Here is a 12,577-nt window from a genome sequence, read left to right on the forward strand (position 1 = left end):
CGCCCGCAGCCGGACAGAGCCGCATTCGGGGTCAGACCCCGAATGCGGCTCAGCTTGCTTGTGAAGCAGACTTTGGTTCAGGCCAAGGTTCAAGGTTCAGGCGAGGAGCTGGTTTTCGGCGCGGGCGACGGCGTCGGCGGCGCCGCGCAGCACGACCACGTCGCCGGCTTCGAGCACCGTGGCGGGCGCCACCTCCACGCCGCCTTTGCCGCGCCGGATCGAGGCCACTTCGGCGCCCGCCGTTTCCACTTCCAGTTCGGCCAGCGTCTTGCCCACGCAGCTGGCGTCCTCGCCCAGCGTGACCGAGTGCAGGCGCAGCATCTCGTCGTCGCCGCCGGCGTCGCTGGCGCCGTGGAACCAGCCGCGCAGCGAGGCGTAGCGCGCCTCGCGCGCGGCCTGCACGCGGTGCACCACGCGCCGCAGCGGCACGCCCAGCATCACCAGCGCGTGCGAGGCGAGCATCAGGCTGCCTTCCATCAGTTCCGGCACCACTTCGGCCGCGCCGGCCGCTTTCAGGCGGTCGAGGTCGGTGTCGTCGTGGCTGCGCACGATCACCGGCAGCGCCGGCGCCAGCTCGTGCACCAGGTGCAGCACGCGCAGCGCCGAGGGCGTGCTGGCGTAGGTGATCACCACGGCGCTGGCGCGGTAGATGCCGGCCGCCACCAGGCTTTCGCGCCGCCCGGCGTCGCCGTAGGACACGTTGGCGCCCGCCGTCTGCGCTTCCTGCACCCGTTCCGGGTCCAGGTCCAGCGCGTGGTAGGCGATGTCCTCTTCGCTGAGCAGGGTGGCCAGGCTCTGGCCGCTGCGCCCGAAGCCGGCCACGATCACGTGCTTCTGCGTGCTCATGGTGCGTGTGGCGATCTTGGTCAGTGCCAGCGACTGCATCATCCATTCATTGCTGGACACCTTCATCACCAGCTGGTCGGACTTGGCGATGATGAACGGCGCCAGCAGCATCGACAGCACCATGGACGCCAGCACCACCTGGATGATGAACGGGTCCATCAGCGCCATGCCGCCGGCCAGGTTGAGCAGCACGAAGCCGAATTCGCCGGCCTGCGCCAGCGCCAGGCCGGTGCGCATGGACACGCCGTCGGACGAGCCGAACAGCTTGGCCAGCCCGGCGATGAGCGCAAACTTGAGCAGCACCGGCCCGGCCAGCAGCACCAGCACCAGCCACCAGTGCTCGATGACCAGGCGCAGGTTGAGCAGCATGCCGACGTTGATGAAGAACAGCCCCAGCAGCACGTCGCGGAAGGGCTTGATGTCTTCTTCCACCTGGTGCTTGTATTCGGTTTCCGAGATCAGCATGCCGGCCACGAAGGCGCCCAGCGCCATCGACAGCCCGGCCTTCTCGGTGATCCAGGCCGCGCCCAGGGTGATCAGCAGCAGGTTCAGCATGAACAGTTCCTGCGAGCGGCGCTTGACCACGATGGTGAACCAGCCGCGCACCAGCTTCTGGCCCACGAACAGCAGCAGCACCAGCACGATGGCCGCCTTGCCGGCTGCCCAGGCCAGCGTTTCGAGCAGGTCGTCCGGATTCTTGGACAGGGAAGGGATGAGGATCAGCAGCGGCACCACGGCCAGGTCCTGGAACAGCAGGATGCCGATGATCTTGCGGCCGTGCTCGCTTTCCAGCTCCAGCCGCTCGGTGAGCATTTTCACCACAATGGCGGTGGACGACATGGCCAGCGCGCCGCCCAGCGCGAACGAGGCTTGCCAGCCGATGTGCAGGCCGGGCACCTGCGTGGCCAGCAGCCAGCCCAGCCCCATGGTGGCGATGATGGTGGCCACCACCTGCGCCATGCCCAGCCCGAACACGATGCTGCGCATGGCCATCAGCTTGGGCAGCGAGAATTCCAGGCCGATGGAGAACATCAGGAACACCACGCCGAACTCGGCCAGGATATGGCTCGCTTCGCTCTGCTCGGCCAGCCCCAGCGCGTGCGGGCCGATGATGATGCCCACCGCCAGGTAGCCCAGCATGGGCGGCAGATGCATCATGCGGAACGCCACCACGCCCAGCACGGCGCTGCCCAGCAGCAAAAGGGTCAGTTCAAGCGGTGAAAACATGCGGCGCTTCCATTTGGGTGGCCCATCCCGTTGTTTGTTGGGACTGGCAAGTTTTTTGCTTTCGCAATTCGGCTATACTTCCGGCATGAGTGTAACCGATGGAAATCCCATGCTGAAAGCTTTTGACAACAACACGGCCGAACGCGCACTGGCGCTGGCCCGAGAAACCCTGCAGATCGAGGCGGACGCCATTACCGCCATGCACGCGCGCCTGGCCACCGACGACAGCGTCGGCAAGGCCGTGGCGCTGTTGCTCAACTGCAAAGGCCGCGTTGTGGTGTCCGGCATCGGCAAATCCGGCCATATCGCGCGCAAGATCGCCGCCACCCTGGCCTCGACCGGCACGCCGGCCCTGTTCGTGCATCCGGCCGAAGCCGCGCACGGCGACCTGGGCATGGTGACGGCCGAAGACGCCTTCATCGCCATTTCCTATTCCGGCGAGAGTTCGGAGCTGATGGCCATCCTGCCGGTGGTCAAGCGCATGGGCAGCACGCTGATTTCCATGACCGGCAAGCCCGGCTCCAGCCTGGCCAAGCTGGCCGACGTGCACCTGGACGTGTCGGTGGCCAAGGAAGCCTGCCCGATGAACCTGGCGCCCACCGCCAGCACCACCGTCACGCTGGCGCTGGGCGACGCGCTGGCCGTGGCGCTGCTGGACCTGCGCGGCTTCAAGGAAGAAGACTTCGCCCGCTCGCACCCGGGCGGCGCCCTGGGCCGCCGCCTGCTGACCCACGTGCGCGACGTGATGCGCAGCGGCGACGCCATTCCCTCGGTCGGCCTGGACACCCGCCTGCCGGACGCGCTGCTGGAAATCACGCAGAAGGGCATGGGCATGACGGCCGTGGTCGACGCCGACAACCGCCCGGTCGGCGTGTTCACCGACGGCGACCTGCGCCGCATGATCGAAAAAGTGCAGGACTTCAGCAAGGTAATCATCCGCGATGTGATGCATGCCAACCCGCGCAGCATTTCGCCTGATAAGCTGGCTGTGGACGCGGTGGCCATCATGGAGCAGTTCCGCATCAACCAGATGCTGGTGGTGGATGCCGACGGCAAGCTGGCCGGCGCCCTGCACATCCACGACCTGACGCGCGCCAAGGTGATCTGATGAACAAGGCCTACAATCTGGAAAATGTGGCGCGCGCGGCCAGGGTCAAGCTGGTGATTTTCGACGTGGACGGCGTGCTCACCGACGGCAGCCTGCACTACGGCCCGGACGGCGAAATGATGAAGACCTTCAACGTGCAGGACGGCCTGGGCATCAAGCTGCTGCAGGAAGCGGGCATCCTCACCGCCATTATCAGCGCGCGCCGTTCGCCGCAGGTGACGGCGCGCGCGCGCGACCTGGGCATCGAATTCGTGCACCAGGGCGGCCACGACAAGCTGACCCCGTTCAACGAGCTGCTGGCCAAGACCGGCCTGTCGGCCGAGGAAGTGTGCTTCATCGGCGACGACGTGGTGGACCTGGTGATCCTCAAGCGCGTGGGCTTCGCGGTGGGCGTGCCGAACGGCCGCGCCGACGTGCTCAGCCGCGTACACCACGTGACCGACGCCCACGGCGGGCGCGGCGCGGTGCGCGAAGTATGCGAATTCGTGCTGCGCGCGACCGGCAATTACGATAAGGTCATGGCCCAGTTCCTGGTCTGAGAAAGTACATAGTTATGCGTAAACGAACCGCGCACCGCTGGCGCTTGAGCATGACCCTGGTGATCGGGGTCTTCGTTGCGTGCGGCACGTTCTGGCTGGTGCAGCTGCTGAACCGCGGCGAAGAAGAGATGCTGGCCGACAAGCGCCTGAACGAGCCGGATTACATCATCGAGCGCTTCAGCGTGGTGCGCATGACCAAGGACGGCAAGCCGAGCTACATCGTGGCCGGCGACAAGCTGGTGCACCGCCCGATCGACGACGCGTCCGAGATCGACAAGCCGGTGGTGCGCAATTTGAGCAGCACCCATCCGCCGATGGACATGACGGCGGAGCGCGCGCGCGTGGACGAGAACAACACGCGCGTGCAGTTGAAGGGCAACGTGAAGATAGACCGCGCGGCGCAGGGCAAGAGCCCGGCGATGCAGATGACGACGCAGGCGCTCACCGTCTACCCGGACGAGGACCGCATGCAAACCGACCAGCCGGTGCAGATCGTGCAGGGCGGCGCCACGGCGACCGGCACCGGCATGAAGGCCAACAACGCCACGCGCCAGGTGCAGTTGCTGGGCCGCGGCACGATCGTGTATCCGCCCCGAAACGCGCCCGCCAAGACCAAACAAGAAAATGGATAAACGATGAAAAAAATTCTGATCTCGGCCCTGCTGCTGTGCGCAGCCGGGCTGGCCCAGGCTGAAAAGGCCGACTCCTACAAGCCCACCGAAATCAAGTTCGACCAGGTGGACGTGGACGACGTGAAGCAGATCCGCACCTTTACCGGCAACGTGATCCTCACGCGCGGCACGCTGCTGATGAAGTCATCGAAAGCGGTGGTCACGCAGGACCCGGAAGGCTACCAGTACGTCACCCTGACCAGCGTGCCCGGCACGCCGGCCACCTTCCGCCAGAAGCGCGACGGCGAGGGCGACCAGTGGGTCGAGGGCGAAGCCGAACGCATCGAGTACGACGGCAAGATCGAGCTGGTCAAGCTGTTCAACAAGGCCAAGGTGCGCCGCCTGGAAGGCAGCAAGCCCAGCGACGAAGTGCAGGGCGAGTTCATCTATTACGACAGCCGCAAGGAATTCTTCAGCGTGAAAAACAGCGCGACCGGCGAGAGCAAGCCGGGCGGCGGCCGCGGCACCATGGTGATCCAGCCGTCCACCAAGCGCCCGCCGCCGGACGCGCCGGCGCAGCAACCGCCAGCGGGGAAATGACGATGGCCGAAGCAACGCAGATAACGCAGAACATGGACGGCTGCACCAGCACCCTGGTGGTGCGCGGCCTGCAGAAAACCTACGGCAAGCGCCAGGTGGTGCACGACGTGTCGCTGCAGGTCGAATGCGGCGAAGTGGTGGGCCTGCTGGGGCCTAACGGCGCCGGCAAGACCACCTCCTTCTACATGATCGTGGGCCTGGTGCCGTCCGACGCGGGCAGCATCGATATCGCCGGCGTGGACGTGTCCAGCATGCCGATACACCAGCGCGCCACGCTGGGCCTGTCCTACCTGCCGCAGGAAGCGTCGGTGTTCCGCAAGCTGACGGTGGAGGAGAACATCCGCGCCGTGCTGGAGATCCAGAAGGTCAACGGCAAAACGCTGAGCAAGGCCGAGATCGACGAACGCCTGGACCGCCTGCTGGCCGACCTGCAGATCGAGAAGCTGCGCGAGAACCAGGCGCTGTCGCTGTCGGGCGGCGAGCGCCGCCGGGTGGAGATCGCGCGCGCGCTGGCCACCAATCCGCGCTTCGTGCTGCTGGACGAGCCGTTCGCCGGCGTGGACCCGATCGCCGTGATCGAGATCCAGCGCATCGTGCGCTTCCTCAAGGAGCGCGGCATCGGCGTGCTGATTACCGACCACAACGTGCGCGAGACGCTGGGCATCTGCGACCGCGCCTATATCATCAACCAGGGCAGCGTGCTGGCGTCCGGCCGTCCGGACGACATCATCGCCGACGAATCGGTGCGGCGCGTCTACCTGGGCGAACACTTCCGCATGTAAGACGCCATGAAACAGTCACTGCAACTCCGCACCTCTCAGCACCTGGCGCTGACGCCGCAGCTGCAGCAATCGATCCGGTTGCTGCAGTTGTCCACGCTGGAGCTGCACCAGGAACTGGAACAGCTGCTGGGCGAGAACCCCTTGCTGGAGCGGCTGGACGACCCGCTGGACCGCTCGCTGCGCCTGCTGAGCGACGGCGCCATCAACCAGACCCAGCCTAACGGCGCGGACGCTTCTCCGGCCGAGGTCGGCGCGCCCGCGCAGGACAGCGCCCCGGCCGCCGAGGGCGATCCCTTCGAGGGCGCCACCGGCGAAGGCGACAGCGCCAGCGGCGCCGAAGCCGACACCGACTGGAGCGACGCCGGCCGCAGCAAGGCGCCGGACGACGACGATGCGCGCCCGCAGCTCGAAGCGAGCCACTGCACCTTGCGCGAACACCTGATGGAGCAGATGCGCGTGACCGTGCAGGAGCCGCGCGACCGCGTGCTGATGGAACTGATCATCGACGCGCTGGACGAGAACGGCTACCTGGAAGAGCCGCTGGAGGAAATCCACGCGCGCCTGCCGCAAGAGGCGGACGTGGAGCTGGAAGAACTGCAGACGGCGCTGACCCTGCTGCAAAGTTTCGACCCCATCGGCGTGGGCGCGCGCAGCGCCTCCGAGTGCCTGGCGCTGCAGATCAAGCGCATGCCCGGCGTGCCCTTGGTGACGCGCCGCATGGCTGTCTGCATCGTGGAAAAGCACCTGGCCTGGTTCGCGCAGCGCGAGTTCAACAAGCTGAAAAAAGCCCTCGATTGCGACGACGAAGACTTGCGCGAAGCGCAGGCGGTGATCCGCCAGTGCAATCCGCATCCGGGCGCCGAGTTCGCTTCCGACGTGTCCGACTACGTGGTGCCGGACGTGATCGTGAAGAAGGCGCGCAATGGCTGGCAGGTCACGCTGAACAACGACGTGATGCCGCGCCTGCGCGTGAACGCGCTGTACGCCAACATGCTCAAGCAGGGCAAAGGCGAAACCGCGATGGGTGCGCAGCTGCAGGAAGCGAAGTGGCTGATCAAGAATATGCGCCAGCGTTTCGACACGATACTGCGCGTCGCACAAGCGATAGTAGAAAGACAAAAGAACTTTTTCAGCCATGGCGCGGTTGCCATGAGACCCCTTGTGTTGCGTGAAATTGCTGATACACTGGGACTACACGAGAGCACTATTTCTCGCGTAACAACTCAGAAATACATGCTGACTCCGCATGGGATGTTTGAGTTGAAATATTTCTTTGGCAGTCACGTCGCCACCGAAGCAGGAGGAGAAGCATCCTCGACGGCGATACGGGCGCTGATTGTGCAATTGACAGGAGCTGAAGACCCGAAAAATCCTTTATCCGACAGTAAGATTGCGGACATGCTGGGTGAACAGGGCATGGTAATTGCGCGACGGACTGTTGCCAAATATCGCGAAGCCTTGAAAATCCCTCCGGTAAGTCTGCGTAAAGCTTTGTAGTTTTACTTGGGTTCCCCTGCGCTCCAATAACATTCGACAGCGTACGAGCCCTTATCTTTAGGAGTGTGTATGAATCTCACCATCAGTGGACATCATCTCGAAGTGACCCCCGCCATCCGTGAATACGTGCAGAACAAGCTGGAACGGGTCAAACGCCACTTCGATCAAGTTATTGATATTGCTGTCATCCTGACTGTAGATAACCTCACCGAGAAAGAGAAAAGGCAGAAAGCGGAGATCAATCTGCGAATGTCCGGCAAGACCGTGTACGTGGAAAGCCTGTCGCAAGACCTGTACGCTGCCATCGATACGCTGGTCGACAAACTGGACCGCCAAGTCATGAAATACAAGTCGAAAGTGCAGGAGCATGGCCACGCGGCCATCAAACACCTCCCCGACACTTACGAACCCGCCGCCACCGCATAATACGGTCACCGGCACTCCAACAAAGGGCGCATCTGGCGCCCTTTTTTGCGCCCGCGCTAAAATGGAGCTCTAACAATCATAGAGACATCCAGCATGAGCGAGCACGTCCTGACCACGGTTGCCAACGGCACCGGCTTCATCACCCTCGACCGCCCCAAGGCGCTCAATTCCCTCTCCCTCGGCATGGTGCGCAGCCTGACGGCCGCACTGATGGCCTGGCGCAACGACAGCGCCGTAGCCGCCGTGGTGATCCGCAGCAGCAGCGAAAAAGCACTGTGCGCCGGCGGCGACATCCGCTTCTTCCACGAAGTGGGCACGGCCACGCCGCAGGGCGGCAGCGCGCTGCTGGAGGATTTCTTCACCGAAGAATACGCGCTCAACCACCTGATCCACTATTACGCTAAACCGTATATCGCATTAATGGACGGCGTGGTGATGGGCGGCGGCATGGGCATCTCGCAGGGCGGCCCCGGCTGCGGCGTGCGCATTGTGACGGACCGCACCAAGATGGCCATGCCGGAAGTAAACATCGGCCTGTTCCCGGACGTGGGCGGGAGCCATTTCCTGTCGCACGCGCCCGGCAGCCTGGGGCGCTACCTGGGCCTGACCGGCCTGACCGTGGGCGCGGCGGACGCGCTCTACGTCGGCCTGGCGGACCACTACGTGCCGACCGATGCCTGGGAAGCGCTGCGCGACTTGCTGGAGGCGGTGCCGGGCGGCGAGCTGCGCGACGCGATTGAAGCCTATAGCGCGCGGTTCCGGGCCGGCCCCGGCGTGCTGGAGACCGAGCGCGCCACCATCGAGCGCCATTTCGCGCTGGACAGCGTGGCGGACATCATGGCCTCGCTGGCCGGTGACGAGAATGTGTTTGCGCAGAAGGCGCTGCAGGCCATGCAGACGCGCTCGCCGCTGATGATGTGCGTGACGCTGGAGCTGTTGAGGCGCGGCGCCGCGCTGGACGTGGCGGACTGCCTGCGCATGGAGCGCAACCTGGTGCGGCGCAATTTCGAACATGGGGAAGTGCTGGAAGGCGTGCGCGCGCTGGTGATCGATAAGGACAATGCGCCGAATTGGTCGCCAGGGACGCTGGAGGAGGTGACGCCGGAGATGGTGGCGGCGTTCTTCGCGCCGCCGTGGCCGGCGCACGCGCATCCGCTGCGGCACCTGTGATGGTGGGTTACGCGCGTCCCGCGCTAACCCGCCCTACGTGAACCGTCGAACCGTCGAAACCGTCGAACCGTAGGGCGGGTTAGGCGAACGCCGTAACCCGCCGATCACGACTGCTCGCGGTGGCGCAGGACAACCTGTTCGGTCGGGTGGAAATGCCGCGCCAGGCGCTCGGCCATATACACCGAGCGGTGCTGGCCGCCCGTGCAACCCACCGCCACCGTCAGGTAGCTGCGGTTATCGGTCTTGAACGACGGCAGCCACTTGGCCACGAAATCGCGGATGTCCTTGAACATCTCGTCCGCGCTCGGCTGCGCATCCAGAAAGGCGATCACCGGCGCATCGCGGCCCGTCATCGGACGCAGCGCCAGGTCGTAATACGGGTTCGGGATCGCGCGCACATCAAACACAAAGTCCGCATCCAGCGGCACGCCCACCTTGAAGGCAAACGATTCAAAGAACAGCGTCAGCGGCGCGTTTTCGCTCTGCACCAGATCCTTGATCCAGGCACGCAGCTTGTTGGCGCTCAGTTCCGACGTATCGATCACGTGGCCCAGCTGCTCGATGGCCGACAGCCGCTCGCGTTCCTCCGAAATGCATTCGATCAACGTGCGGCGCGCGGCCGGGTTCTGCCCCGGCTTCAGTTCGTGCGACAGCGGATGGCTGCGGCGCGTCTCCGAGAAGCGCGCCACCAGCGAATGGGTGTTCGCCGTCAGGTACATGATCTTCACGTCGTGGCCCTGCTGGCGCAAGGCCTGCACGGCGTCCGGCAGGCTGGTAAGCGACTCGGCGCTGCGCGCATCGACCGCCACGGCCAGCGCTTGCGTGCCTTCGTCGGTCAGTTGCGACACCAGCTGCGACAGCAAGGCCGGCGGCAGATTGTCCACGCAATAATAGCCCGTGTCCTCGAGGACGTTGAGGGCGACGGATTTTCCGGAGCCGGAGATGCCGGTAATGAGAACGATACGCATAGCTAAAGATGATACATCAAGACTACGCGATAGGTGCGTTAGCGAACATATCAAAGCTGTAGGGCGGGTTAGCGCAGCGTCACCCGCCGTGCCTGCGTCGCGTTGCGGCTAATCCCCGCTCATGGCCTGCCGTTGGCGTTCCATGAATTCCTGCAGCGTATCGATGCCGCGCAGTTGCAGGATAGTGTTGCGCACCGCCGCTTCCAGCAGCACCGCGATGTTGCGGCCGGCCGCCACCGGGATCACCACCTTGCGGATCGGCAGCCCCAGCACGTCCTCGGTGGGGAACTGGAACGGCAGGCGCTCCACTTCCTCTTCCAGCGCCGAGCGCCGCACCAGGTGCACGATCAGCTTGAGCCGCATCTTGCGCCGCACGGCCGTCTCGCCAAAGATGGCCTTGATGTCCAGCAGCCCCAGCCCGCGCACTTCCAGCAGGTTCTGCAGCAGCGCGGGGCAGCGGCCCTCGATCATATTGGGCGCGATGCGCGCGAACTCCACCGCATCGTCGGCCACCAGGCCGTGCGAGCGCGAAATCAGTTCCAGGCCCAGTTCCGACTTGCCCAGACCCGAATCGCCGGTGATCAGCACGCCCACGCCCAGCACGTCCATGAACACGCCATGCATGATGATGCGCTGCGCCAGCTTCTTCGACAGGTACACGCGCAGGAAGTCGATCACCTGCGCCGCCGGCAGCGGCGTGGAAAACAGCGGAATGTTCTTTTCGTCGCAGATGGCCAGGATGTCGGGCGGCGTTTCCAGGCCTTGCGCGATGATCAGCGCAGGCGGGCCGCCAGCGATCAGTTCGCTGATGACGTGCGCGCGCGTGAGCGACTTGAGGCGCTGGTAGTAATTGATTTCCTGGTGCCCGAACACTTGGATGCGGCCCGGGTGGATGGTGTTCAGGTGGCCAACCTGGTCGGCCGCCGAGGCCACATCGCCCGAGATCAGGCGCTCGCCGCCGGGGAAGCCGGCGAACCAGCCGAGCTGCAACGTTTCACGATTATCGTCGTACAGGCGTTGTATCGTCAGGGGCGTTTGCAGCATGGCTTATCTATTCAGGGTGGCAGACGCCTTAGTGTAACCTGCTTTTAACCTGCAGCTTGCAAGCTGGGTTGCCAATTCACGATGCGGCTGTACACCGACTGCGGGTCCGGATCGCTGGCCAGCGCGATGCGGAAGCCGTCGTCCGAGAACATTTCGGCGATCTCCGACAGGATTTCCAGATGCTGCTGCGTCACGTGGTCCGGAATCAGCAGGAAGAACAGCAGGCTGACCGGCTTGCCGTCCGGCGACTCGAACGGAATCGGCTCGGCCAGGCGCACGAAGGCCGCCAGCGGCGACTTCAGGCTCTTCATGCCCTTGATGCGCCCGTGCGGCACGGCCACGCCGTGGCCCAGGCCCGTGGAGCCCAGGCGCTCGCGCGCGAACAGGTTGTCCGACACGGTGGAGCGGGCGATACCGCAGTTGTTCTCAAAAATCAGGCCGGCTTGCTCGAAAGCGCGCTTTTTACTGGAAACTTCCAGATCGAGCTGGACGTTTTCGAGGGATAGGATTTTGCTCAGGTTGTTCATAACGCGACGTGGAATGGTGCGGCGCACAAATGTGGCTTGCGAGCAGAATTATAGGCTTGTTTTTTTGCCGTGTAACTTGAATTCGCATGCGCCATGGCTGGCTCCGCAATCCGCCGCAGTCCGCTTGGGGCAGGCCGTAGCGTTGTTAAATAAGCACTGGCAGAGATATTAGCTATTTCCGCGTCGAATACAAGACAAATGCCAGTTTTTTGTCAGGGACTACGCGGATTCGCCGATTTTTGAATGTCTTTTACGGATATCGGCTGATGCTTTGAAAAGCGCAACCTTTATTGATTCATTGTAAGACAAATCCGGGCCAAGTGATACGTGATTCCGCACATGGCCCGCGAAGCTGCTGCATGTTACTGACGGGCATTGCGCAGATTGGATGGCTTGGTGCCGGTACTGTAGTTGGCGCGCCAGGGGTTGATGTCCAGCCCGCCGCGCCGCGTATACCTGGCATATACGGCCAACTGGGTCGGTTTGCAATGGCGGAGAATGTCGGTAAAGATGCGTTCCACGCACTGCTCGTGGAATTCATTGTGCTCGCGGAAACCGATGAGGTAGCGCAGCAGGCTTTCCTGGTCGATTTGCGGGCCGGCGTAGCTGATCTGCACGCTGCCCCAGTCGGGCTGGCCGGTGACCAGGCAGTTCGACTTGAGCAGGTGGGAGATGAACACTTCCTCCACCGGCAGGTCGTCGAAGTTGGCTTTCAGCACTTCCGGCTGCGGCGCGTAGTTGTCCACGTCGATGTCCAGCCGGTCCAGCAGCAGGCCTTGCAGTTCGCCCATTTCCAGCTTGCCAAAGTCTTCCTGCAAGGTAATGACGACGTGCACGCTGGCGCCGGCGGCGGCTGACAGGTCCTGCACCATCAGCGACCGCAGCGCTTCTTCGTTGGCCAAGCGGGTCTGGTTGAAGGAGTTCAGGTAGAGCTTGAAGGACTTCGACTCGATGATGTTGGGCGAATCGGCCGGGAAGGTGATTTTCGCCACCGCCACTTGCGGCTTGCCGCGCATGTTCAGCCACGACAGTTCGTAGGCGTTCCAGATGTCCACGCCGAAGAAGGGCAGCGTGCCCTGCAAGCCCAGTTCGTCGCGCTTGCCCTGGCGCGGGATGGGGAACAGCAGTTCCGGCGCGTAATCGGTGCGGTAGGCGGAGTTTTTGCCCAGGGGCGACAGGTCGGCGGTATTGGTCATGATGGCAACGATGAGGTCAAAGCGAAGAGCGAAGGG

The 12,577-nt window shown here is 63.9% G+C and carries 13 protein-coding genes; 8 read left to right on the plus strand and 5 right to left on the minus strand.

Annotated features, from left to right (window positions below; all coding sequences use genetic code 11):
- Positions 1–96: 96 nt before the first annotated feature.
- Positions 97–2,073: a cation:proton antiporter gene (locus tag ACFJI2_RS29525; protein ID WP_377703005.1), complete on the minus strand. Its 1,977-nt coding sequence runs from the start codon at positions 2,071–2,073 to the stop codon at positions 97–99.
- 109 nt (positions 2,074–2,182) lie between these two features.
- On the opposite strand from ACFJI2_RS29525, the gene ACFJI2_RS29530 reads away from it, so the two are divergent.
- From ACFJI2_RS29530 to ACFJI2_RS29565, 8 genes are all read left to right on the plus strand, one after another.
- Positions 2,183–3,181, plus strand: a complete 999-nt coding sequence (locus ACFJI2_RS29530) for a KpsF/GutQ family sugar-phosphate isomerase (RefSeq protein WP_107870017.1) — start codon at positions 2,183–2,185, stop codon at positions 3,179–3,181.
- Positions 3,181–3,720, plus strand: coding sequence for a KdsC family phosphatase (locus ACFJI2_RS29535; protein ID WP_377703006.1), 540 nt, complete (start codon positions 3,181–3,183; stop codon positions 3,718–3,720). The genes ACFJI2_RS29530 and ACFJI2_RS29535 overlap by 1 nt, the downstream gene beginning before the upstream one ends.
- Positions 3,721–3,734: 14 nt before the next feature.
- Entirely contained in the window at positions 3,735–4,352 is a 618-nt protein-coding gene (lptC, locus tag ACFJI2_RS29540) for an LPS export ABC transporter periplasmic protein LptC (protein WP_377703007.1), read from the plus strand.
- Positions 4,353–4,355: 3 nt separating this feature from the next.
- Positions 4,356–4,931 (plus strand): lipopolysaccharide transport periplasmic protein LptA, encoded by a 576-nt coding sequence (gene lptA, locus ACFJI2_RS29545; protein ID WP_377703008.1) that lies wholly within the window; start codon positions 4,356–4,358, stop codon positions 4,929–4,931.
- 2 nt (positions 4,932–4,933) lie between these two features.
- Complete coding sequence (lptB, locus tag ACFJI2_RS29550; protein WP_377703009.1) at positions 4,934–5,713, plus strand: LPS export ABC transporter ATP-binding protein; 780 nt, start codon at positions 4,934–4,936, stop codon at positions 5,711–5,713.
- A 6-nt stretch (positions 5,714–5,719) separates the two neighbouring features.
- Positions 5,720–7,210: an RNA polymerase factor sigma-54 gene (locus ACFJI2_RS29555; protein WP_377703010.1), complete on the plus strand. Its 1,491-nt coding sequence runs from the start codon at positions 5,720–5,722 to the stop codon at positions 7,208–7,210.
- A 69-nt stretch (positions 7,211–7,279) separates the two neighbouring features.
- A complete protein-coding gene (gene hpf, locus ACFJI2_RS29560) occupies positions 7,280–7,636 on the plus strand; it encodes a ribosome hibernation-promoting factor, HPF/YfiA family (protein WP_107870022.1) in 357 nt (118 codons plus the stop codon).
- A 93-nt stretch (positions 7,637–7,729) separates the two neighbouring features.
- On the plus strand, positions 7,730–8,806 hold the full coding sequence (locus ACFJI2_RS29565) for an enoyl-CoA hydratase/isomerase family protein (RefSeq protein WP_377703011.1): 1,077 nt from the start codon (positions 7,730–7,732) through the stop codon (positions 8,804–8,806).
- A 104-nt stretch (positions 8,807–8,910) separates the two neighbouring features.
- On the opposite strand, the gene rapZ is transcribed toward ACFJI2_RS29565, so the two are convergent.
- The 4 genes from rapZ to queF form a co-directional block, all read right to left on the minus strand.
- Positions 8,911–9,774 (minus strand): RNase adapter RapZ, encoded by an 864-nt coding sequence (gene rapZ, locus ACFJI2_RS29570; RefSeq protein WP_377703012.1) that lies wholly within the window; start codon positions 9,772–9,774, stop codon positions 8,911–8,913.
- Positions 9,775–9,882: 108 nt separating this feature from the next.
- Positions 9,883–10,818: an HPr(Ser) kinase/phosphatase gene (gene hprK, locus ACFJI2_RS29575; protein WP_056404135.1), complete on the minus strand. Its 936-nt coding sequence runs from the start codon at positions 10,816–10,818 to the stop codon at positions 9,883–9,885.
- Between the two features lie 44 nt (positions 10,819–10,862).
- The gene (locus tag ACFJI2_RS29580) at positions 10,863–11,345 is read right to left on the minus strand and encodes a PTS sugar transporter subunit IIA (protein WP_377703013.1); all 483 of its coding nucleotides are present in this window, start codon (positions 11,343–11,345) and stop codon (positions 10,863–10,865) included.
- A 362-nt stretch (positions 11,346–11,707) separates the two neighbouring features.
- Positions 11,708–12,541, minus strand: coding sequence for an NADPH-dependent 7-cyano-7-deazaguanine reductase QueF (gene queF, locus ACFJI2_RS29585; protein ID WP_377703014.1), 834 nt, complete (start codon positions 12,539–12,541; stop codon positions 11,708–11,710).
- Positions 12,542–12,577 lie beyond the last annotated feature (36 nt).

Source organism: Pseudoduganella sp. UC29_71, assembly GCF_042693265.1.
Lineage (GTDB): Bacteria > Pseudomonadota > Gammaproteobacteria > Burkholderiales > Burkholderiaceae_D > Rugamonas.

Excerpts from the sequence above, each read along its gene's own strand:
- ACFJI2_RS29525 (WP_377703005.1), bottom strand. The coding sequence starts at position 2,073 with ATGTTTTCACCGCTTGAACTGACCCTTTTGCTGCTGGGCAGCGCCGTG.
- ACFJI2_RS29565 (WP_377703011.1), top strand. The coding sequence starts at position 7,730 with ATGAGCGAGCACGTCCTGACCACGGTTGCCAACGGCACCGGCTTCATC.
- ACFJI2_RS29535 (WP_377703006.1), top strand. The coding sequence starts at position 3,181 with ATGAACAAGGCCTACAATCTGGAAAATGTGGCGCGCGCGGCCAGGGTC.
- hprK (WP_056404135.1), bottom strand. The coding sequence starts at position 10,818 with ATGCTGCAAACGCCCCTGACGATACAACGCCTGTACGACGATAATCGT.
- ACFJI2_RS29555 (WP_377703010.1), top strand. The coding sequence starts at position 5,720 with ATGAAACAGTCACTGCAACTCCGCACCTCTCAGCACCTGGCGCTGACG.
- ACFJI2_RS29580 (WP_377703013.1), bottom strand. The coding sequence starts at position 11,345 with ATGAACAACCTGAGCAAAATCCTATCCCTCGAAAACGTCCAGCTCGAT.
- ACFJI2_RS29530 (WP_107870017.1), top strand. The coding sequence starts at position 2,183 with ATGCTGAAAGCTTTTGACAACAACACGGCCGAACGCGCACTGGCGCTG.
- queF (WP_377703014.1), bottom strand. The coding sequence starts at position 12,541 with ATGACCAATACCGCCGACCTGTCGCCCCTGGGCAAAAACTCCGCCTAC.
- lptB (WP_377703009.1), top strand. The coding sequence starts at position 4,934 with ATGGCCGAAGCAACGCAGATAACGCAGAACATGGACGGCTGCACCAGC.
- lptA (WP_377703008.1), top strand. The coding sequence starts at position 4,356 with ATGAAAAAAATTCTGATCTCGGCCCTGCTGCTGTGCGCAGCCGGGCTG.
- hpf (WP_107870022.1), top strand. The coding sequence starts at position 7,280 with ATGAATCTCACCATCAGTGGACATCATCTCGAAGTGACCCCCGCCATC.
- rapZ (WP_377703012.1), bottom strand. The coding sequence starts at position 9,774 with ATGCGTATCGTTCTCATTACCGGCATCTCCGGCTCCGGAAAATCCGTC.
- lptC (WP_377703007.1), top strand. The coding sequence starts at position 3,735 with ATGCGTAAACGAACCGCGCACCGCTGGCGCTTGAGCATGACCCTGGTG.